This window comes from Oscillospiraceae bacterium (genome assembly GCA_034925865.1).
Classification (GTDB): domain Bacteria; phylum Bacillota; class Clostridia; order Oscillospirales; family SIG627; genus SIG704.
In genome coordinates, this window is the sequence record JAYFRN010000011.1 from 46,855 (window position 1) to 69,389 (window position 22,535).

General features: G+C 42.1%; 16 protein-coding genes. 12 read left to right on the plus strand and 4 right to left on the minus strand.

Annotated features, from left to right (window positions below; all coding sequences use genetic code 11):
- Positions 1 to 16 precede the first annotated feature (16 nt).
- From VB118_05850 to VB118_05860, 3 genes are all read left to right on the plus strand, one after another.
- Positions 17 to 5,053, plus strand: coding sequence for a DUF4011 domain-containing protein (locus VB118_05850; protein MEA4832122.1), 5,037 nt, complete (start codon positions 17 to 19; stop codon positions 5,051 to 5,053).
- A gap of 197 nt (positions 5,054 to 5,250) precedes the next feature.
- On the plus strand, positions 5,251 to 6,615 hold the full coding sequence (locus tag VB118_05855) for a hypothetical protein (GenBank protein ID MEA4832123.1): 1,365 nt from the start codon (positions 5,251 to 5,253) through the stop codon (positions 6,613 to 6,615).
- A 93-nt stretch (positions 6,616 to 6,708) separates the two neighbouring features.
- Positions 6,709 to 9,066, plus strand: a complete 2,358-nt coding sequence (locus VB118_05860; GenBank protein MEA4832124.1) for a hypothetical protein — start codon at positions 6,709 to 6,711, stop codon at positions 9,064 to 9,066.
- Between the two features lie 130 nt (positions 9,067 to 9,196).
- On the opposite strand, the gene VB118_05865 is transcribed toward VB118_05860, so the two are convergent.
- The 4 genes from VB118_05865 to VB118_05880 form a co-directional block, all read right to left on the minus strand.
- On the minus strand, positions 9,197 to 9,376 hold the full coding sequence (locus tag VB118_05865; protein ID MEA4832125.1) for a PspC domain-containing protein: 180 nt from the start codon (positions 9,374 to 9,376) through the stop codon (positions 9,197 to 9,199).
- Positions 9,377 to 9,390: 14 nt separating this feature from the next.
- Positions 9,391 to 11,151: a SpoIID/LytB domain-containing protein gene (locus VB118_05870; protein ID MEA4832126.1), complete on the minus strand. Its 1,761-nt coding sequence runs from the start codon at positions 11,149 to 11,151 to the stop codon at positions 9,391 to 9,393.
- Positions 11,141 to 11,803: a hypothetical protein gene (locus VB118_05875; GenBank protein MEA4832127.1), complete on the minus strand. Its 663-nt coding sequence runs from the start codon at positions 11,801 to 11,803 to the stop codon at positions 11,141 to 11,143. The genes VB118_05870 and VB118_05875 overlap by 11 nt, the downstream gene beginning before the upstream one ends.
- Positions 11,804 to 11,890: 87 nt before the next feature.
- Positions 11,891 to 13,384, minus strand: coding sequence for a hypothetical protein (locus tag VB118_05880; protein ID MEA4832128.1), 1,494 nt, complete (start codon positions 13,382 to 13,384; stop codon positions 11,891 to 11,893).
- Positions 13,385 to 14,049: 665 nt separating this feature from the next.
- Here VB118_05880 and VB118_05885 point away from each other — a divergent pair.
- The 9 genes from VB118_05885 to rpiB all read left to right on the plus strand — a co-directional run bounded on the left by VB118_05885 (position 14,050) and on the right by rpiB (position 22,483).
- Positions 14,050 to 14,901, plus strand: coding sequence for a sigma-E processing peptidase SpoIIGA (locus VB118_05885; protein MEA4832129.1), 852 nt, complete (start codon positions 14,050 to 14,052; stop codon positions 14,899 to 14,901).
- Between the two features lie 21 nt (positions 14,902 to 14,922).
- The gene (locus VB118_05890) at positions 14,923 to 15,651 is read left to right on the plus strand and encodes a sigma-70 family RNA polymerase sigma factor (GenBank protein MEA4832130.1); all 729 of its coding nucleotides are present in this window, start codon (positions 14,923 to 14,925) and stop codon (positions 15,649 to 15,651) included.
- 110 nt (positions 15,652 to 15,761) lie between these two features.
- Entirely contained in the window at positions 15,762 to 16,280 is a 519-nt protein-coding gene (locus tag VB118_05895; GenBank protein ID MEA4832131.1) for a YqeG family HAD IIIA-type phosphatase, read from the plus strand.
- Positions 16,281 to 16,290: 10 nt separating this feature from the next.
- Positions 16,291 to 17,361: an aminopeptidase P family protein gene (locus tag VB118_05900; protein MEA4832132.1), complete on the plus strand. Its 1,071-nt coding sequence runs from the start codon at positions 16,291 to 16,293 to the stop codon at positions 17,359 to 17,361.
- A gap of 14 nt (positions 17,362 to 17,375) precedes the next feature.
- Positions 17,376 to 19,193, plus strand: a complete 1,818-nt coding sequence (locus VB118_05905; protein ID MEA4832133.1) for an NFACT RNA binding domain-containing protein — start codon at positions 17,376 to 17,378, stop codon at positions 19,191 to 19,193.
- Positions 19,190 to 20,857, plus strand: a complete 1,668-nt coding sequence (locus VB118_05910) for a formate--tetrahydrofolate ligase (protein ID MEA4832134.1) — start codon at positions 19,190 to 19,192, stop codon at positions 20,855 to 20,857. The genes VB118_05905 and VB118_05910 overlap by 4 nt, the downstream gene beginning before the upstream one ends.
- Positions 20,857 to 21,300 (plus strand): tRNA (adenosine(37)-N6)-threonylcarbamoyltransferase complex ATPase subunit type 1 TsaE, encoded by a 444-nt coding sequence (gene tsaE / locus VB118_05915; GenBank protein MEA4832135.1) that lies wholly within the window; start codon positions 20,857 to 20,859, stop codon positions 21,298 to 21,300. Before VB118_05910 ends, tsaE begins: the two co-directional genes overlap by 1 nt.
- Positions 21,297 to 22,043 carry a tRNA (adenosine(37)-N6)-threonylcarbamoyltransferase complex dimerization subunit type 1 TsaB gene (tsaB, locus tag VB118_05920; GenBank protein ID MEA4832136.1) on the plus strand — a complete coding sequence of 249 codons (747 nt, stop codon included), beginning with the start codon at positions 21,297 to 21,299 and terminating at the stop codon, positions 22,041 to 22,043. The genes tsaE and tsaB overlap by 4 nt, the downstream gene beginning before the upstream one ends.
- A complete protein-coding gene (rpiB, locus tag VB118_05925) occupies positions 22,040 to 22,483 on the plus strand; it encodes a ribose 5-phosphate isomerase B (GenBank protein ID MEA4832137.1) in 444 nt (147 codons plus the stop codon). Before tsaB ends, rpiB begins: the two co-directional genes overlap by 4 nt.
- The last annotated feature ends 52 nt before the right edge of the window (positions 22,484 to 22,535 follow it).

A 22,535-nucleotide genomic window follows, 5' to 3' on the forward strand; every position in this document is an offset into this window, starting at 1 on the left:
ATGAAAGGATAACGACATGTCAGAATTAATATCGGTCCGCTTTGAATGTCCTGCTTCATACGGCTATGCCGCATATTACAGCTTATGTAAAGCGATAGATTCAGTGATTATATCAAACAACACCGACCGTGATATTTTAGGGATCGAAATTGAGCTGTCATCTTTGCCGAGCTTTTTTGATCCTTTAAAAATTAATATCGGGACACTACGCGCTATTTCTCACATCAGAATTGACGATCCGAAGCTTGATGTAAACGCAGATATGCTGGCGTTTATGAAAGAGACTACGCATACGAAAATCACCGCAAAAGTTAAGTACGACGGACACGAATACTCCGTTTCAGCGGGGACCGAATTGATGACGCTTTCAGGTTGGAGCGGTATAGGCACTTTCCCGGAGCTGATGGCGTCATTATCCATGCCGGAATGCTCTGATATTCAAAGGCTCGGTGATTATGCATTAAGACACGCGGAATCGAGGAGCCCGGCTTTTGGATATAAAAATAAACAATCCTCAGAAATAATCGACGAATTTAAAGCGGTGTACAATGCTGTTCAAGCTTTAAAAATTACTTATTCCGCTTCGCTTTTTATATGCGATAAAAGCTTAACCAAGCTGAAGCTTCCGGATGAAGTGCTGTCCGGAACATCGGCCAACAGTCTTGAACTTGCTCTTGTTTTTGTCTCTGTTCTTGAAGCTATGAAATTAAATCCGTTAATCGTGCTTACAAACGGGAAAACAATGGTGGGATGCTTTTTGGAAAAAAAGTGTTTTGCTTCATCTGTATGCGATAATTTTACTGTATTCAATGAATATGTGCGTTCCGAAATCAATATGGATGGGATTCTCTTGCTTATCGATCCTTCGTCTGTTATAAACGGTACGTCCATTTCATTTGAATCTTCCGTAGAAATGGCCGTACGGTCACTTAATCAGGATTCCTTTTATCTTGCTGTGGATTTTCGCCGCGCACATCTGAGCGGGGTTAAATCTCTGCCGCAGGAGCTGAGAGCGGATACACCCGAGCTTAAGGACGACTTTTTCAAAATAAAACAAATACCTGTTGAAGCTCATCAAATTAGTATAACAGATGCTGTTTCATATCTGTCCGGATCATCATCCATAATTATATCCGAAAGCCCGATTCTCAACCTCACAGATAAGAATTCGTTCAGAATAATTCCCTCGTCCGCTGTTTCGATGATCTCCGCCATGTCCGGATCGGGTTCGTCAGATATTCTCTCTGCTCCCTATGATTCAGACTTAACCATACTGGATTCCGATGCTTTAAAGCTGCTTTCGCAGAAGCTTGGCCAAAGCAATAAATCGCCTTCCGCCTTCTTCTGCTTTGACAATCCCGAAGAAATGTCTTCAAAGCTTTTTTCAATGATTTCAACTGTGGAACGCGCCAAAAGCAACGGTTCATGCGAGAATTTTTATGCCGCCTTCATCGAAATAGGATATTATGATTCATCAATCGGGAAATCATTAAATGCGCCTTTGCTTTTTATTCCTGTAAAAATATACGCTCTCCCCGATCACAGGGGATTTTGCATTACGGTAAAATCCACTCGGGTATTTATTAATACTTGTCTTATCGAAAGGCTTTCTCTTTTATACGGCGTCAAGCTTTCCGCACTTAAAAGTTACGAAAATAAACCCATCGATCAAATAATCAGCTTTATTACAGAAGAAGCCCGTTCGCTGACAATATTTTTTAGCACAATATCTGTTTCCGAACCTGAAGCTTTCATAGGCGTTTTTCCCGTATTTGATATGCGAATCGCGGAATCACTCACTCCGGAAGTCTTAAAAGACGGTGGACAAACAAACATGACCGCGTGCAAAATCGCAATATCAGCCGCTGAGAATGTATCCGCCGTTTGCGCTGAGGAAGGCAAGGACGAACCCGACGCGGATGCGGTTTATAAATCGGAATCCGTGCCGCCGTTATCACTTGATAAATATCAGCTTTCGGCTATGCGCGCATCCGAAACCAATGCTTTCACCGTTGTAAAAGGTCCTTCCGGATCAGGAAAAACCTTTCTGTCCGCTTCAATGGCATATATGAGAGCCGCCAAAGGCGAAAAGATCCTCTACATAAACGAAACAGAACGCGGAAGAAAAAAATTTGCCGAATATCTGCGCCTGTTTTCAGCAGGATCGTTTTCTTATGATTTGTGTGCCCAAAAACCGGTTTCCGAGCCTGCACTATCAAAAGATTTACCGGATCCGGATGAAATATACTCTTTATATCACCGTTCCCGTGAAGCACGCCTTAAGGTAAATTCATATTACGAAGCTATGAATACTCCTCTGGGATTTGGTTATTCCTTTAAAAATGCTCTCCTTCAGTTTGATAAAGTCTGTAACGCAAAGTATTCAATTCCATTCGCGTTTGAATCTATCGCCTCACTTGATAAGTCTGGCGCAGTGAAGCTTTTTGAGCTTGCAGCAAGGGTCATCGACGCATCCGTTGAAACAGGCGGCCCATACGGCAATCCGTTATGCTTCTGCCGTCTCAACAGCTTTTCATATGAACTCAAGAATGAGATAATATCATCGTTTATAAAGCTTCGCTCGGACGCAAACATGCTTATCAGAATACAAAACGAACTTGCGAAACTTTTCCAAATTGATGGAATTCATACTGTTTCACAGGCAAAAGCGCTTTTTGAAACGGCAAGCGTGATCACAAAAACCGGCTTTCCTCCGTATTACGGTTATTTCGATTCTGTTTCTGACGGTGCCGTCATTTCTCAAATTCCAACTGTAATCGAATACGGCAAGCGGGCAGCAGAATTGCGTAAATCTGTCATGAAACGCTTCGACAACGGAATTTTTTCATTGAACTCCGCCGAAATGCTTTCCGAGATCAGAGCAGCTTCATCGCTTAACATATTCAGGAAAAATGCCGTATCAAAGGACACGGTAACAAAGCTCCGCACATATGCAATTTCCCCAAAGGATATCACGGTCTCAAACATTTCTGAGATACTTAATTCATTGATTAAATACAGTGAATACGCTAAATACCTGTCGGAGCATACCCAAACCATTAAAAAGCTTTTCGGTAAGGATGCAGACGCGCCGGATACCGACCTTTTTGCTCTTTTCGATTCCATAGAAGCTGATTATTCAAGCTTTAAAGCTCTTGACGACATGCTTTTAAGAATATTCAATGATAGCTCATCAGGACGGAAATATATGGCGAAGCTATTAAAATCGCTTTCTGATCCAAATGAATTTTCGTCGTTTTGCGCACTTTTCTCCTCGTTTTCAGATGCTGAATCCTCATTTGAAGGGTCCTTTGACAACTTTTCGAGACTGCTGAAGATTGATTCATATTCATTTAACGAAGCTTTGAAAGCGGATTATTTTGACAGGCTTATTCCAACCCTCGATTCCATACACGAGCGTTTTGATTCGCTCAAACAGTGGAGCGCCTGGATTGCCGCAAAGGAAGTCGCAGAAAGCTGTGGCCAAACCGCGCTTGTAAAGCTGTGCGAAAGCGCAGACATATCGCGCGATGAACTTTCCGATGCGTTCACTAAGGGCTTTTTCCGTGCCGCCTGCGAATACGCTATGTCTTATTTCAAACCGCTGCGTGATTTTTCCAAAGAATCATATAGGTCGCTTTGCACAGAGGCAAGACGGCTTTCGGAAGAAGCCGACTTGATTAAGCTTGCTTCCATAAATAAGAGACTTTGCCTTGAACTAAGCTCGGCTCCGACTTCCGAAGCCGGAAATATCACATCCCGCTTCGCTATTTTCGTTTCGGACTGTGAATCAGCTTACAGTATTATAACAGAAGAACATAATATAAATTTCAACTGCGTTATATTCGATGACGCACACCTTATACCGACTTTTCGCGCTCTTATGCTTTTTAGACATACCGGCTGTGTTTGTGTAATAGGTAATTCCATTTGCCCGAAAAGTCCACAAACACTCTTTCGTATGAATTCCCTTTCGGCTTGTGAAACCGATGTAACCCGTCTGAGCATGCTCTCCGAAGCCGCGGAAGCAGCGGTCGATATTAAATATATTCTACATAACGTTCCGGAAATTAATTATGAAACAAAAATCCTTTCAGATATAATTTCGGGAAGCAATATGAGTTCATTTTATCCTCTTCCTTATAAAATTCCGTCAATTTCCTCTATTTCAGTAAAGGGCGAATTTGATCCAATCAATGAAATTAACAGAGAAGAAGCATCCGCCGCAGTCAATTCCTTGTTTGGAATGATTAAAACAGCCACGGATAAAGGGAAGAAGCTTTCCTGCGGTATTTATACTTTATCAGAAGCTCAGGCTCGCCTGATAAAGAAGCTCATTATACAAAAAACGAATAATTCAGACCAGGCGCAGATAATGCCGGATCTGTCGGTTTTATCCGAAGACGAAAATATTTTTGTCAGATGTGTATACGGCTGTAATTTTGAAACTCGGGATCATATCATTTTTTCTCCCGCTGTTTCTGGACGCGACAGGGGAAAATACAATGACAGGCTTATAAAAGCTTCAGGGTATTTTGACGATCCGAACTCAGCGTTTATTCTCTCCTCGCTGGTCAGCTGTGCAAGGATTTCATTTAAAGCCGTTCTTTCCTTTGATCGTACGGTTTTTGACATCGACGGCTCTGTATGTACAGGATATAAACCATATGCCAGACTATTTTCAGAGCTTCTGAATGCTCAGGCATGCCCCGAGCAAAAAATGTCTTCATCCTGTGTTTCAGAAAAGAAAACGAATTTCTTACTCCGCCTGGAAAAATTTCTGACTGATAAAGGATTTGTTGTAAGCGGCGGCCGGAAAGACGGATGCTGCTCCGTCGATATAATCGTTACACGCCCGGGCGTCAGCTCCGCCACGCTCGGAATAATCCTCGACGACACCTCTTTCAGTTACGGCAAGTCTTTCTATTTCAGAGAGGTCACTGCTGTTGATGCACAAGAAGCTCAAGGAATAAAAACATTCAGAATATATGATGCTGACCGATTTGAAAACGAAAATAATGTTTTCGAATCAGTCGCAGAGGCAATGAAATAATATATTTGTTTAACGGAACAGGCGATGCCACATAAAAGCGGCACCGCCTGTTTTATTAATAAAAATATAACTGTTAACTATTGACATATTATATTTATGTTTATATAATATAGTTGAAATGATTAATATTCATTAACATTCTTTCAAGCATTTTCAATACCATATAAACAAACCTTGATTCTTCAAAGGAGATATTCATGAATATTTTATACTATATAAAAAAGAAACGCGGCGTATTAATGATCGCAGCAGTTTTAATGATAGCTTTTTTGACGATTCTTTTCGCGGGAAGCGAAACCACCGATAACAAAACGCATGACACGACACAGACAGATACCCTTGAAACAACTGCAACCGTGATAACAGATAAAACAAGTTTTTCAGATACAACAAATCAAACAACAACCGGCAGTATAATTGATCCTGCTGAAACAACTGATACTGATGTTCAGACAACACAACCCGATACCGGCGAAGAAACCAAACCGGCCATAACGGGCAAAGAAGCAGAGTTTCTTTCCGCTTTTCGTTCGGTATACACAGAAGCAGAGCGCATATACGCATTTTATTCCGTTTATAGGAGAATAAAACATGGTAATTTAACTACTGATATTGACGGTATGAGGTATGACGTAATTACAGAACCGGGGCTTTTTTCACTAAATGATCTTAAAATGCTTACACGTAAATATTTCAATGACGAATTTACCAAATCCCTTATTAATACCCAAAATATCGGAAATCATCCTTTGTTTATCGATTATAATGGAGCATTGTACCGGATTGGAGGTTATGCCGGGCAATGGTCATATGACGCGGTCGATAATGATGAATATGAAATAATCGAATTGTCTGAAACCGATGCAGTTGTTCGCGTTACGGCATCTGTCGATGAATATGACAGAAGATACTTCGGATCATATGATTTCCATGTTACAATAGATAATAACGGTAATATTATATTTACTGATTTCAAACTGCTTGCCGATGTGCTATGGGAAGTTTTTGTAACAAAAGCGGAAACCGGCAAAGAAATTACTCCATTAGATAAAGAAGCAAAGCTGCTTGCCGATTTCAAATTGGTATATGAGAAAGCTGAACGTGTATATGCTTTTTACAGCGGTTATGGACTTATTAAACACGGAGAACTTAGTGTTGATATTGATGGTTTGACATATCTCATTATTACAGAGCAAGAACTGCATTCAATTAATGATTTAAAAACACTCACGCGAAGATATTTTAGTGAAGCAATAACTGAATCTCTTATTGATACAATAAATCACGGAAATGACCCTTTGTTTATCAATTACAATGGAGCATTATACCGAATTGGTGGCTATGTCGGACTATGGACTTATGAAGTGGCCGATAACGAGCAATATGAGCTTATAGAATCATCAGACACCGATGCTGTCGTACAGGTATCCGCGTATACTGAAGAAGTTCATACAAAACACTTCGGATCATATGATTATCATGTAACAATAGATAATAACGGTAATATTATATTTACTGATTTCAGACTTCTTGCTGATGTGTTATGGCATAGTATTAAATGATAGTTATCGAACGTATGCCATTGTTGTTTATTTAGAATTTCACACTATAAAAATAATGCATATATGTACCTTGAAGTGTCAAAGGAGATATTCATGAATATTTTATACTGTATAAAAAAGAAACGCGGCGTATTAATGATCGCAGCAGTTTTAATGATAGTTTTTTTGACGACTCTTTTCGTGGGATGCGAAACCACCGATAACAAAACGCATGACACGACACAGACAGATACCCTTGAAACAACTGCAACCGTGATAACAGATAAAACAAGTTTTTCAGATACAACAAATATATCAACACCAAAAACGACAGATGATATAACAAATCGAACAACAACCGGCAATATAATTGATCCTGCTGAAACAACTGATACAGATGTTCAGACAACACAACCCGATACCGGGGAAGAAACCAAACCGCCCATAACGGGCAAAGAAGCAGAGTTTCTTTCCGCTTTTCGTTCGGTATACACTGAAGCAGAACGCGTATATGCCTTTTATTCCGGATATGGCATAATCAAACACGGTAGTCAGACTACTGATATTAATGATATGGAATATCAAATAATCACTGAACCCGGTCTTTCGTCATTTAATGATCTTAAAATGCTTACACGTAAATATTTTAACGAAGAATTAACCAAATCACTTATTAATACTGAAATCAATGGAAATCATCCTTTGTTTGCCGATTATAATGGAGCATTGTACCAAATAGGAGGCTATGTCGGGCAATGGTCATATGACGCAGCTGATAATGAAGAATATGAAATAATCGAATTGGCTGAAACCGATGCAGTTGTCCGGGTAACAGCATATTTTGACGATGATGGAAGAAAATATCTAGGGTCATATGATTTCCATGTAACAATGGATGAAGAAGGAAACATCTGCTTTACTGATTTCAGGCTGCTTGCCGATATCCTATGCAACAATTATTATTTTATAAGTAATCTACAAAAATATAAAATAGAACCGGATTTATCCGTTCCCGTCTGCGATGCTTATAAATTGACGTTTGAAACCGTCAACAATGAATACGGATCAGACACCGTTTATAATTCGGTTTTTGTTGTTCCTCACTTGAATGCCGAAACTGACGGCGCAAACCGACTCAACTTAAAAATAGAAGCCGATTTCACACGTAGATGTGCCGACTTTATCAGAAAATTAGAATCAGATAAACTGCCCGGAACATATTTAACATCATACTATACATATTTTTTTGAAGGCGATATACTTGCAATTATATGTTCACATAACATATATGTAATAGGAAGCGATGCCGGAGGGGAAATTAACGATTGTTATTATTTCAATACCAAAACTCAGACTGAAGTAGGCTTAAGTGATTATTTTGCCGCGGCGGGAACATCTATCACGGATATTACCGGATATATAAACAGCAATATGCGGGGATATTTTACGTCATATTATGCTCCATCTGATTATTACCTGCGGGAAAATGACATAACGGGTGCCTTTAAGTGGCAAACCGGAAATTTCACAATTTTCTGCGATATAAGCAAAATATTGAATGAAACCGATTATTCCACAAAGGGCGGCGCATATTTCGAGCTAACTACGCCGGTGGAATGCACTGATGTATACGGAGATTGGTCATATACACCCACTCCAATGCAATACCACCCTAAATGCAATAGATTTATAAATGTATTAATCCAGCGCGGTGATAAAAGAATTTACTTTGATGCAGCAAGCCGCTTTGGTTACAATTTCATGTGGATTAATTCTGACATGGTGGCTATTTCCTACTCAGCAGAACGATATAGAGGCACATTTGCCATCGTCAGTATGAGCGATGAAAATAATAAGCCCGTTTATATTTGCGATATAACCCCCGAAGATATATATTACATAAATGGGCTAACAAAGCCGCTTAATATAGTACCTGTGCTAAATATTATACCAAAATCAATCTCAGATGATAACAGCATGCTTATCGCCGAATATACGCTTTTAGACGAAACAAATGATCTGTCAGGCGAAATATGTTATAATTTTAACACAGATGAAGCGTATTTCTCGTCGTCTCCTGGTTATCCGGTATATATTAAAAACGCGACAAGGCTGATAAACGGAGAAGCGCTTACCTGCATCAGAAACAATACCGCTATAAAGCTGTCGCAGTCGTATAAGGTCAGCCGAGTGCAATACATCGGTAAAGAATACAAAGATATCTTCACAGTCATAAATGAGCATGACTGGAGCATAGAAGCAGCTGTTTCGCATTCGGATAATTCCCTGCTGAAAGTAGAAATAAATAAGGCAGGTATGATCGGTAAACCCGAAACAGCATCAAACGGATATAAAACTGTTTATTATGATCCTGCGACTGATATTTATGTTGAATTACACTTTCAAGGAGGATATACCGAGGAAGAAGTAAAGGCAATAACAAATTCTGTGGGAGATACAGATTCTGATTGATCTGATACAACTCGTTTACTCGTGAATTTCACGTTACCGATCCTCAGCCAAAGAGCTTCGTATCATAGCCGAAATAAAAACCCCATGCCGGAATATCCTGGCATGGGGTTTTGTATCAATATCCGGCCGGCTATTCCGGAATTATAATAGCCGCGACGATATATGCGATTATTCCTGTTCCTGTGCAGCCCGTTAATACAGCGAGCAGCCTTATAATAGTGGGATCAATGTTAAGATATTCGCCTATGCCTCCGCAAACGCCGAACAGCATTCTTGAATTGGTGCTTCTGTAAAGTTTTTTCTGTTCCATGATAAATCTCCTATTCAATTTAATTCAGAATAATTTTGTATTGTAACCAGTGGAAAATAAGCTTTTATTATCTGATCGTATGTAAATCCGAGATCCGCCATATCCTTTATCCCGTATTGACTTATTCCGACTCCGTGGCCCCATCCGGTACCGTTAAAAATATACTGTGTTTTGTCGACTTTAAGCTGTTCATAGCCGTCAGCAGTTATAATGCACGCGTCCTGATCAAGTCTCGTAATCGAGGTATTTCCGCCCGCGTCAGCTGATATTACATTATAATCTGCGCTGGCTGCTGTCACTGGTCCGGAATCGTTTATTGTAAAAGTGACGGGATTTGATATCGTCATACGCGAACTTTTTACATATCTCGTAAGAATATTTCTAACCTCATCGCTTTGCTTGAACACAGCTTTGTTTCCGTTTGTTCCTGTAAGCGTCAGTTCATACGCATAACCGGTGTCTAGATATCTTGTTATTTTTACATCCGCGACGGGAGAATTGAGCTTGGACAATATTTTGGATTTTGAAAGAAGATAATCCGACAAATCATTAAGTGAAACCGTCGTTTTCCATACTCCGTTCGTATATTTCTTATAATTCTCATATGGAACCATTACAGATATAAGGTAAGGATAGCTTTCATTTGACCAGTCCCACGCATCCTTATAGCTGATCGTCGGTCCGCCGGTTATAGCATGATAAAATGTACACGCCACCTGGTTATCATATGTACAAACAAGACCTTTGGTTTCGTTTATTATGTTGTTCGTCCTCGCGGTCGCATAATGAAGTCCGCGATATACCTGACAGTGAGTGCTGTCACAAAAATCATAGTTGTCATTCGGGTGCTTGAAGGGCTTTCCCGCGAGCGTGTATGACCTCATTACTATCGCAAATGCCTTTAATGCTTCATCCGGCCAGTCTGAACTTATTTCGTAAGGAAGTACGCCCCGCATATAAGCTTCAAAATCGACCGTATTAATCATAGACATTCCGCTGGATGTCGTCTGATATTCAAACACGCCCTCATAAGTATAATTATATTCGTTGATAATATAATATGTTTGTTTTTCGGAATCAGGTTGAACAGGGTATGCATATAGAGCTGCATCCGCTGTGTTGAGCTTGAGAATTGTATCTCCGCTTGTTTTGTCGGCGAGAGCAAGCATTTTGTCGGTTGCGGCATACGAAGTAAAGTGTATGTCCCCGCAATCGGGAAGCGACGAAGCAAGCAAATCACGCTCTCCTTCGTTTAAATGCATACCAAGCCCGATATAATAACGGCCTTCGCTTATAATCGGAAATGTATGATGGCCTTTAACGGAATCCGGCAGAGAATCGACAGCCTGATTAAATTCCGAAAGTGACACATAGGATACGTCGGATATAAGGTTATACGGCGAATATATTAGATTTGCTGTCGCGGGAATAAAATTGCCCTGCGAATCCTTTGACATTGATATATCGCGCATGACAACGGTCATGCCGTTTCTGATGCACAGCGAAATATCCGAGCTTCCGTTATTTATATATAAATTCAATCCGAGAGGACCGGTTGAACCGACAGACTGGCTTTGGGCAAGGCAGTCTATTGTTGAAAATTTATAGTTTTTGGCCACCCTCACCATATTGTCGGTATTAATCGGATATATCTGCGAAGCATCATCCGCGCCTGCATTGAAAACGCCGTAAAAGGCAACATAAATTACGCCGAGAAACATAAGCAGGCATACAAAAGCGGCTATGATTCTTACTAAAACAGATCTAGCCTTCAATTTCGTATTCACCTCTCACCATTATGTATATTTCATCAGAAACAACCTCTATACCCCTTCCGTCATCACCGCGCGGTATAAGGCAATAATCGTTGAGTGAAAGGTATTCACCGTTTAATAACTCGTTTGAGATGGTCATATCGGCAATTCCCTGCTCCGCAAAAGGCGTTATCACACGGCAGGTTCCCGCCCTGTGTATCAGCTCAACCGCTGTTTTTGCGTAAAGCTTCTGACCTTTCAATAAATGCAGAACGGTATAACCGGAGGCAGAACCGGACATATTGTTGAGCTTCTCTTCCGCCGCGGCAATCTTTGCGTCAAGCTCCGCAAGCTTTTCATTAACTCCGGCAGAAACATAGGTAAAAATATCCGCTTTAATTTGTTCAGAAATTTGTCCTGCAAGCTCTGTTTCGACCTTTGCGCGTATCATTTCATCCAGAGAAGCGATTATCTGCGGCTTTAGAACATTATTGAGATAACTCAAAGATATAAGCGGATCAGTCCCCGTTTCCGCAGTTGCGGGAGTGCCTTCCGCGGCGGCAAAGCTTTGCTGTCCGACGAGATACCCGAAAAAGACCGATGCTGTCATGACGACAATCATCGCCGCGATCGAAATTGATTTTAATTTAATTCTTGCCGTATTTTTTCTCATATATTGACCTTCTATGGAATATTCTTTATTTACATCTGTTTTGTAAAATAAGACGAAATAATCTTTACTATAGACTCACAAGTTTATTTATTGGCGTTTGATAACGAAAAGATTTCTGACGGAATATCTTTCGTTGAAAGCGGTTATATTTGCTTTGTAAAGCTCATTGAAATCAAGATTGAAAAGCACCTTTGATCTTATCATTTCAAAAGAGGCATCTCCGAATTCCTTAAGGGCTTTTCCTCCAAGCATATATCCTGCGTCATAATAAGCGTTTGATATGATCTGTTTCATTATCAGAGCAGAATCATTGTCGGGGAGATAATAATTCATACAGATCTTCATGAACACATCGCTTAGCTTTCCATATGACGCGGCCGAAAGTACCTGTAGTGCGGAGCCCGCAAGATCGGTATTCATACAATTATTAAGAACAAATACAGCCTGAGTCGAGCGATCCACATAACCGGAGTATTCTGCCTGATCAGAATAACACTTCGGCATGGGAAGCGCCCCTGCCGTAAAATCATATGAATCAAGGAACGAAACCGCCGAAGCCTTGTATATATAAAACAAGCATCTTCCCTGCTTGAAATAATCCGCGCCCTCTTTATCTCCCCGACGGCTTTCGGAAAGAAAAGCATTGTTGTCAACAATCAAAGATGAAATGAGCTTCATGACGCTGTTAGTCGTATCGTTTTTAAAATTCATGACAGGCGGATACGGCGGCTCGTTTTCTATAGTGGTAATATCAGAAGACGCCCATATCACATCACAGAAAGTGGTATCGTCGGTATTCGTAGTAAAGCCGTAATATCCGGCGTCTCTGGCGGTTTTTGAATATGTTTTTACCATATCCCAGTTCCATGCACCGCTATTAAAAAGCTCTGAGGGATCCTTAAGTCCAAGCTTTGCACAAAGATCCTTATTATAAAATACACACCATATTTTATCCGGCGAATATGTATAATCGCCTATTGCGGCATATGCGAACGTGCCTGGCGTGACGGACGCCATGGCTTTATGATCGTAATATGGCGCGGTATAATCCGTAAACGGCAATGTATTCATATTTAGAAGCATGTTTTGAGCAATAAACGCGTCCATCAGGCTGTACGGCATTATTACCAGCTCACAGAAATCGCTGTTCGCATAATATTCAGCACAAAGCTTTTCGTAATAATCATTAAGGGACGTATGCGACACATCTGCGCCGACGATTTTTATGCCGAGCTTTGATTCGCAGAGGGCGTTTCTTTCATCTACCGCCGAATGTATGAGGTCGGTCAATCCGCTTGTGAGAAAATATTCATCATCAAAAGCGGCAATACGCAGCTCGCTGCCGCCGAATGTTTTCACATTAAGACTTTCGAGATAGTCATAAGCGGCAGGACCGACGGAACCAATAGATTCTTCAGGTGTATCGGAAGCATTTTTTACCGGATCGGCCTTGTATCCGTCACGCGATCCCGCATCGTCCTTTATCGAATTACCCATCGGAAAATCACAAGAAAAGCAAAATACCGCCAGTGAAAAAGCGGTAATTATACATATTATCTTATAAGTTGTTGATTTTTTCATAATAAAATTATAATTATATATAGCTGCAGTCGCGGAATAATGTTCCGCCGGATACTGCCTTTCTGCTTTAATTCATAAGCTTTTCTTTTATAGCGATCTTTTTATTATTAACTCTGCAATTAACTTAAAGAGATAAGACTCTGGTATATGGGCTTTTCACTCTTTAAAGACAAGGATTATTCAATTGCCGTTTTAATAACTGCTGTTATACTACATAAGCATTTTTGCCGGAACATACATACTGATAAACAAATTAAGAAAGCAAGGGATTAAATTCTGTTTTTATGATATGCGGTAAAAATCATTTTATGTAGGAATTATATCATTATCCGTGAAAATTGTCAATACTCGCGGCTTGCGCTGCTGTATGTAATATTCTTCCTTCTTACAATAATTGCTCATTATGATTATCCCATTATTATGCAAAACGCTTTTCTCTTTTCATCAGACTTTTTGCCATAAAGATATAAATGGTAACAAATTACAATCGCAAAACAAAAAAGCTCCCCGAATAACCTTATGAGTTTTACCCATAATATGGATTTATCATAAGCATTTTTTATATAAAACCCATTAAGCAATATTTTGGTTTATTATACAATACGACAAAATCCGCACGCATCATGAGGTAATATTTTAATATTCCGGATGAAAAGGAGAACGCGATGGAAGCCGAAATTATATACGGCGATATGTATTCACTTATCAATATTGCGATGGATCTGATGTCTTTATATACCGCTTCGATGCTTATGCGTCAAAAAGCTTCGGCCGGTCGTCTGATAATAGGTTCCAGTATAGGAGCCGCGGCCGCTCTTGGTATTGTCTTTTGGTCGCCGCCGCCCTTGGCTGCTGCCGCCGCAGGAATCATCGCTTGTTTTTTAAGTGTAGCCGTTGCTTTCGGTATTAAAAAGCGGAAGAAACTTTTCCCTCTTTTCGGAGCCACGGCAATCAGCGCCGTATTTTACGGAGGAATATGTGAATTCTTTTTCGGAATGCCGGGAATACATACCGGAGGGGGGATCGGGGCGCTTATATATTCAGCTGCGGCCGGAATCGGACTTATATTGATAAAGCTTTTAGACGCAAGGCTTCGTGCACGGCTCGAATGCCCATCGTCAGACGCTTTTATTTATTTCGGAGGCAGGCACATTCAGGCAAGACTGCTTATTGATACCGGAAATATTCTGACTGAGCCATATTTTGGTCTTCCCGTTATGACTTTGAGCTGTGAAGCGGCTTCGGGCTTGTTTGACGAACCAACAATGGCGCTCATACGCGGCGGAGTAAATGACATCCCGGAAAATGCCGGTTCTTATCCTCCTTTTCTTGCGATACCCTGTCATTTCCGCGGCGGAAGCGGAATTCTGTTCGGATTTAAACCGGAAAAGGTTCTGATTCAAAATGGTCACACCGCTTCAAAAAGCAAAGAAATTGATTCGATTGTCGTAGGCATAGATACCTGCGGAGGAGATTATCTCGGATTCGACGGACTGCTGCCCGCTTCATCTTTATAAAAGCTTCAAGGAGATATAAAAATGATATTTGATTTTATAAAAAGCATTATTAAATTTTTAACTCGTGTTTTCAAAAAAAGAAAAACAGCGGACGGAGATATATTTTACATAAACGGAAGCTCTGATCTTCCTGCTCCGCTTACGCCCGAGGAAGAAGCGGCTCTCGTATCTGCGTTCCGAAAAAGTCCGGAAGCGATCGGGATACGGAATACTCTTATTGAGCATAACCTAAGGCTCGTGGTATATATTGCGAAAAAATATGACAATACCGGTATAGGAACAGAAGATCTTGTATCGATAGGTACGATCGGACTGATAAAAGCAATAAAGAGTTATGATCCTGATAAGAATATAAAGCTCGCAACCTACGCTTCGAAATGTATTGACAACGAAATATTGATGTTTATCAGAAAAACGAGCTGTATAAAAAATGAAGTGTCCATTGAAGAACCTTTGAACACTGACCGTGAAGGAAATGAGCTTTTACTGTCTGATATTCTCGGTTCCGATGGCAGCGAAGTTCACAAATCGCTGGAAAATGAAGAAGAGAAAAGCATAATAATGCGTGCGGTTGCTTCTCTTGATAAGCGGGACCGTACCATAATAGAGCTCAGGTTCGGCATGTGCGGACGCGAGGAGCTTACCCAAAAGCAAGTCGCAGATATGCTCGGAATATCGCAGTCATATATTTCAAGGCTTGAAAAACGTATAATTGATAAACTTCGCCGTGAAATCTGCGGTAAAATATAGCTCATCATTTTTTTGATGAAATTTGCTTATAACGCTTTAAAAACTCATACTTTTGTGATATAGTTATAGTTGAAGTTTTATTGCATTTATGTGAGGTATTAATATTTGCGATGATGAATTTATTTATGCCCGATTATATGCTGGACTCCGTATTTGACATAACTCCCGATTTTCTTAAATGTCTTGATATACGGGCTGTGATTTTTGATATAGACAATACTCTTGTCCCTCACAATCATCCCGACCCTGATGTAAAAATTGTGGATTATCTTGAAAAGCTTAAAAACAACGGAATAAAAATCGGTATAGTTTCAAATAATTCGCAGAAACGCGTATCTCTTTTCACTAAAAACCTCGGGGTTTCATACAGTTACAAATCCGGAAAGCCGAAAAAGGGCTCACTCGATGCCGTTTCCGGCTCTTTTATGCTTGAACCGTCTCATATCGCTCTTGTAGGCGATCAGATATTTACAGATATACTCGCGGCAAAGCGAGAAGGCATTATATCAATTCTTGTTTCTCCCATAGATATATCAAAAGAAAATTTATTTATCAGGCTAAAACGCTTTTTCGAAAGGCCTCTGATATCGGCTTGCAGAAAAAAGATGTCTTTGAAAAGCAAAATTTAAGGTGATCAACATGCATAACATCACAAAATTCATGAACATTATAAGCGAAAAGGAATGCGCCATAATCTTTTCGTCAGTTAACAGAAGATTCCTGTCGAATTTTCTGTCAACTGACGGATATCTTTATGTAACATCTTCAAAAGCGGTACTATTTCTTGATTCAAGATACTACGAAATGGCGCAGATTGCACAAAAGTGCGGGCAGATACCTGACGAAATCGAGCTGAAAAATTACGGCTTTACGGCTGAAATAAACGATATGCTCTCCTCAGGCGAAGCAGACACTCTTCTTTATGAAGATCGCAGACTCACCTGCGCCGATTTAGAATCGTATAAAAATCGCTTCACATCCGCGCGCTTTTTACCATTAGGTACAAAGCTAGAATCGCTTCGCGAATGCAAATCGCAAAATGAGCTGGAGCTTCTTATATCGGCGCAGAGGATATCCGAGAAGGCATTTGAACATATTTTAGAATTTATTTCACCTAAACGAACAGAAAAGGAAACTGCTCTCGAGCTCGAATTCTATATGCGTTCTCACGGAGCAGAAAACGTATCTTTCGACACTATTTGTGTTTCCGGAAAAAAGACATCCATGCCGCACGGCAGACCCGAGGCCATCACGCTGACACCGGACGCCTTCGTCACTATGGATTTCGGATGTATATTCGAAGGATATTGTTCGGATATGACGCGGACAGTCGTGCTGGGGCATGCGTCTGAAGAAATGAAGAAAATATATGACATAGTCCTTGCCGCTCAGACAGCGGCCATATCGAAAGTGAAAGCCGGAGTCATCGGCAAAAAAGTCGACGAGGCCGCCCGTGAATTGATCTCCGAGGCGGGATATAAAGACGCATTCCGCCATTCGACAGGACACGGTGTCGGACTTGAAATTCACGAAAGTCCGCTTTTCGCTCCTTCATACGACAAACCGGTTCCGGCCGGTGCTGTATTGAGTGTAGAACCCGGAATTTACCTTCCGGACAAATTCGGCGTAAGGATTGAGGACGTGGTATATGTTACGGATAACGGATGCATTGATATTACAAAATGTGAAAAAAAGCTCATTGAGCTTTAAGGGAGGTATCTGATATGTCTGCCGACGCTTGTATGATAAAATGTACCGCGCTTGAGCTTGACAGAATCGTCACGGGAGGCCGTGTTGAAAAGGTACTTCAGCCCGAGAAGGATGAAATAAATCTGCTTGTGCATACCGCAGCAGGCAGTCTGCGCCTTTTGATTTCCGCTTCTCCAAATAATCCGCGCGTGTGCGTCACACAGACTCAAAAAGAAAACCCAGCCAAAGCATATATGTTCTGTATGCTTCTCCGAAAACATCTCAACGGAAGCCATATAACCTCTATTACCCAATGCGGCTTCGAGCGCGTTATATTGCTCGAATTCGACACAGGAGACGAGATGGGCTTCAGAGTAAAGAACAGAATTTATGTCGAAATAATGGGGCGTAACAGCAATCTCGTTTTCTGCGACGAGCAGGACAAGATTATTTCCGCGTTCCGCACCTCCGATCTGACAAGCCCGTCCGACAGAAAAATCGTACCCGGACTCGTATATGAGCTTCCTCCCAAACAGGACAAGCTTGACACGATGAGTATATCGAAAGATCAATTTCTCTCTGTGATCGGCTCGCTTGATCCAAATATGGGCGCCGCCGAAGCGATTTTTACAACCTTTGCCGGCCTCAGCCCGATGACCGCGCGCGAAATGGTATTCAGCGCGGTCGGAAACAGCACGGCGTCCCTCGCGGAATGTCCGTCCGGATTACTATGGAATTCTTTTAATTCCATAGTCCAGTGTGTAAAGGACGGCAATTTTACCCCGTGCATCGTTTATGAAAGCAATCCGGAGCGCAAACCGATAGATTATTCATTCATGTGCATCCGTCAATACGGTGAGAGCGCGGAGTGTATTCCGTTTTCTTCAGCTTCTGCCGCCATCGACGGCTTTTTCTCCGCGAGAGATAAAGCGGAGCGCATGAAGCAAAAATTGAACGACATAAATACAATATTGAAAAACGCAAAAAACCGGCTGACAAAGAAGATTTCTCTGCAAACACAGGAGCTTGTCGAATGCGAAAGCTCCTCAAGTATGAAGCTTTTCGGCGACCTGATCACACAGGAAATATATAAAATCAAAAAAGGTGACGGATCCGTAACAGCCACGGATTATTCTACCGATCCTCCATCAGAAGTCAACATTAAACTCGACACACGCCTAACACCCGCGCAAAACGCGCAAAAATATTACCGCGGTTTTACGAAAAAGAAAAATGCCTATATCGAGCTGATCAAGCAGATATCCATAGCGAAAAGCGAACTAGATTATATCGACAGTGTATTCGACAGCCTTTCGCGCGTTGAAACCGTCGCTCAGACAGAGGAAATACGCGAGGAACTTTCAAAATCGGGATACGGAAAAGCGTCCTTATCTGCCTCCATTTCAAGAGAAAAGCAAAAAAAGCCGAAGCCTGCAGAGCTGCGCTCTCCGCACGGATATAAGGTTTTGCTCGGACGAAACAATCTTCAAAATGATTATGTCACCACCGTTCTGGCAGACAAAAACGATTATTGGTTTCACGTTAAAAATTATCCGGGATCACATGTAGTGCTTGTAACAGAAGGAGCCGAGCCGCCGGCCGAAGATTTTACATTCTGCGCGGAGCTTTGCGCATTTTATTCTCGGCTTTCGCGAGCCGATTCCGCTGATGTCGATTATACTCTTGCCCGTTATGTCAAAAAGCCCGTCGGTTCAAAGCCCGGCTATGTCACATACGACAAGTATTTTACCGCGCATGTATGTCCGAAAGATAATTTTTCATTACCGGCAAACGAAAATTCAAACATAACCCAGACATTATATAATCGTGAAAGGATGAACCGCCAATCATGAAATCAGATGTAGATATAGCTCTTGATACTCCGCTTTTGCCTATTTCTGAAATCGCGGAAAAGTTGTCGATACTGCCGGAGGAGCTTGAACCGTACGGCAGATATAAAGCAAAGCTTAACGAGAATCTGATAAAACGTGTCAAGGATGCGCCGAACGGGAAGCTTATTCTCGTCACCGCGATAAACCCGACTCCTGCCGGAGAGGGCAAAACGACCACAACAATTGGTCTCGGTCAGGCTCTTGCAAAAATGGGACGTAAAAGCATGATATGCCTGCGTGAGCCGTCTCTCGGACCTGTTTTCGGAGTCAAAGGCGGAGCGGCCGGCGGAGGATATTCACAGGTGTTGCCGATGGAGGATATAAACCTTCACTTCACCGGTGATTTTCACGCGATTACTTCCGCGAACAATCTGCTTTGCGCAATGCTCGATAATCATATATATCAAGGCAATTCGCTGAGCATTGATCCGAAACGCGTCTACATCAAACGTGTGCTCGATATGAACGACCGCGCGCTGAGAAACACGGTAATCGGAATGGGCGCTAAATCCGACGGCGTTGTCAGAGAAGAAAGCTTCATGATCACGGTCGCGAGCGAGATCATGGCCATATTGTGCCTGGCAAGCGATTTGTCCGATCTTAAACAAAGAATTGCCTCAATGATTGTAGCTGACAAATACGATGGCAGCCCGGTATTCTGCCGCGACCTCCACGCAGAGGGCGCGATGGCGGTTTTACTCAAAGACGCTATTATGCCAAACCTGGTTCAGACAATAGAGCATTCGCCATGCCTTATCCATGGCGGACCTTTCGCAAACATCGCTCACGGCTGTAACTCTGTCAGAGCAACCCTTCTTGCCTTAAAGCTGTGTGATTATGTAGTTACGGAGGCGGGATTCGGCGCGGATCTAGGTGCCGAAAAGTTCTTTGATATTAAATGCCGGCTTTCCGGAATTGCGCCGAGCGCGGTAGTACTCGTCGCGACGCTCCGCGCGCTTAAATATAACGGCGGAATCAAAAAAGAAGAAACATCCAAAGAAAACGCAGACGCGGTTAAAGCGGGGCTGTGCAATCTCGAAGCTCATATAGAAAATCTGAAAAAATTCGGAGTCAATATCGTTGTCGCGCTGAATCATTTTTACACCGACACCGATGAAGAGATAAACATAGTCAGAGAGCTGTGTGAAAAAATGGGATGCGGTTTTGCCGTTTCGAAGGCTTTTGCCGAAGGCGGAATCGGAGCGCTCGAGCTCGCGGAAAAAACCGTCGCGGCCGCAAACGCGCCCGGAAGGTTCAAGCCCTTGTACGAAGACTCTCTTCCGCTTAAAGATAAAATTGAAACCGTCGCAAGACTGATATACGGAGCCGGAACGATCGAATACGAACCGGCCGCGGTCGCAGCCATATCTCAGATCGAAAAAATGGGGTATTCGTCATGTCCTGTCTGTATGGCGAAAACTCAATTTTCTCTTTCGGATGATCCGTCACTTCTCGGACGTCCGAAAGATTTCGTACTGCATGTCAGAGAAGTGACGCTTTCGGCGGGAGCTGGATTCGTTGTCTGTAAAACCGGCAAAATCATGACACTTCCCGGGCTTCCGAAAAAGCCGGCGGCGGAAATAATCGACATTGATGAAAACGGAAGGATATCCGGACTGTTTTAATGAATAATTTAGTAGAATATGTTTCATATTCCGAAGCGGATACGGAAAGCATCGGCGCAAAATGCGCCGAATGCGCATCAAACGGTGATTTCTTTGCGCTTTACGGCGACCTCGGTGCCGGGAAAACAGCATTCGCGCGAGGATTTACACATGCGCTCGTTCCTGATGCACATGTTACAAGCCCTTCATATGCGATAATAAACACATATCGCGGCAAAACCGCTGTCGTGAATCACTTTGATGTATACCGCATAAAGGGCGAGGACGACCTTGAATCATGCGGATTTTTTGATTTGATTTCAGATGGTATCACATTATGCGAATGGAGCGACAATATACCGTTCGCGCTTCCCTCCGAAAGATACGATGTCAAAATATCTAAGGACGGAAGCACAGATAATATACGGCACATAACAATTGAAAAAACAGGAGATAGGTTATGAGTATGAATATACTCGCGATTGATACTTCGGCCATCACCGCAACGGCCGCAGTTATGGTCGATTCCTCGCTGGTCGCAGCTTTTTCTGTCAATTTAAAGATGGAGCATTCCACACGGATGCTCCCAATGATAGACACGGTGCTTTCTTCGGCGGGATTAAAGCCGACTGATATTGACCTTTTTGCGGTATCCGCAGGACCAGGTTCGTTCACCGGGCTGCGAATAGGAATATCGACAATCAAGGGTCTCGCTTTCCCGTTTAATACACCATGCGCCGCCGTATCAACGCTCGAGGCGCTTGCATATAATCTTGCGTTTGCCGGCAACATGATAATATGCCCTGTCATGGACGCACGCAGAAACGAATTCTACAACGCGCTTTTTACTGTATCAGATTCAAAAGGCACGCTTGTACGACTGACTCCGGACAGGGCAATTTCTGCAGACGCGCTTTTTGATGAGCTTTTTGCTACCGGGAAAGCGGTATTGCTGAACGGAGACGGAGCAAAAAAACTTTATAATATATTTAGTAATAAATGCGCCCAAGAAGGGCGAAACTTTACTTATAAACTTGCGCCTGAGCATTTAATTTATCAAAATGCCGCGACAGTCGCTCTTTTGGGCGAAAAATCAATGAGCGAGGGAAATAAGCTCGCTCCCGCCATGCTCTCACCTGTATACCTTCGGGAATCCGGAGCGGAAAGAACTAAAAAATCAAACGAGATCGGAGTTAATGAGAAATGATTGCAATAGGATGCGACCATACCGGCATTCATCTTAAAGAATCCGTAAAAAAATATCTCACTTCAAAGGGATTGGAGTTCAAGGATTTTGGAGCTTTATCAAGCGAGAAATTCGATGATTATCCGATATACGCACGTCCTGTATCCGAGGCAGTCGCTTCCGGCGAAGCAAAATTCGGTATTCTCATATGCGGAACAGGAATCGGCATGATGCTTTGCGCCAATAAAAAAAGCGGCGTAAGAGCCATATGCAGCATAGACAGCTACAGTGTCAAATTCTCCCGAAGACACAACGACGCAAACGTCTTATGCTTCGGCGCCAGAGTCGTGTCCGACGGGCTTGCCGTAGAGCTTTGCGATATTTTCTTAAATACCGAGTTTGAAGGCGGACGCCACGCGAAGCGTGTCGGTCTTATCGAAGGCGTGTATGAAAAGAAATGATGATATGTTTGGAGACTATGTCTCCGATACTTATAAAAGAGGAGCTTTGCGG

What these genes read in the sequence shown, in the direction of transcription:
- VB118_05855 (MEA4832123.1), top strand. Translation starts at nt 5,251, where the DNA reads ATGAATATTTTATACTATATAAAAAAGAAACGCGGCGTATTAATGATC.
- VB118_05880 (MEA4832128.1), bottom strand. Translation starts at nt 13,384, where the DNA reads ATGAAAAAATCAACAACTTATAAGATAATATGTATAATTACCGCTTTT.
- rpiB (MEA4832137.1), top strand. Translation starts at nt 22,040, where the DNA reads ATGATTGCAATAGGATGCGACCATACCGGCATTCATCTTAAAGAATCC.
- VB118_05865 (MEA4832125.1), bottom strand. Translation starts at nt 9,376, where the DNA reads ATGGAACAGAAAAAACTTTACAGAAGCACCAATTCAAGAATGCTGTTC.
- VB118_05910 (MEA4832134.1), top strand. Translation starts at nt 19,190, where the DNA reads ATGAAATCAGATGTAGATATAGCTCTTGATACTCCGCTTTTGCCTATT.
- VB118_05875 (MEA4832127.1), bottom strand. Translation starts at nt 11,803, where the DNA reads ATGAGAAAAAATACGGCAAGAATTAAATTAAAATCAATTTCGATCGCG.
- tsaB (MEA4832136.1), top strand. Translation starts at nt 21,297, where the DNA reads ATGAGTATGAATATACTCGCGATTGATACTTCGGCCATCACCGCAACG.
- VB118_05850 (MEA4832122.1), top strand. Translation starts at nt 17, where the DNA reads ATGTCAGAATTAATATCGGTCCGCTTTGAATGTCCTGCTTCATACGGC.
- tsaE (MEA4832135.1), top strand. Translation starts at nt 20,857, where the DNA reads ATGAATAATTTAGTAGAATATGTTTCATATTCCGAAGCGGATACGGAA.
- VB118_05895 (MEA4832131.1), top strand. Translation starts at nt 15,762, where the DNA reads ATGATGAATTTATTTATGCCCGATTATATGCTGGACTCCGTATTTGAC.
- VB118_05890 (MEA4832130.1), top strand. Translation starts at nt 14,923, where the DNA reads ATGATATTTGATTTTATAAAAAGCATTATTAAATTTTTAACTCGTGTT.
- VB118_05860 (MEA4832124.1), top strand. Translation starts at nt 6,709, where the DNA reads ATGAATATTTTATACTGTATAAAAAAGAAACGCGGCGTATTAATGATC.
- VB118_05885 (MEA4832129.1), top strand. Translation starts at nt 14,050, where the DNA reads ATGGAAGCCGAAATTATATACGGCGATATGTATTCACTTATCAATATT.
- VB118_05900 (MEA4832132.1), top strand. Translation starts at nt 16,291, where the DNA reads ATGCATAACATCACAAAATTCATGAACATTATAAGCGAAAAGGAATGC.
- VB118_05905 (MEA4832133.1), top strand. Translation starts at nt 17,376, where the DNA reads ATGTCTGCCGACGCTTGTATGATAAAATGTACCGCGCTTGAGCTTGAC.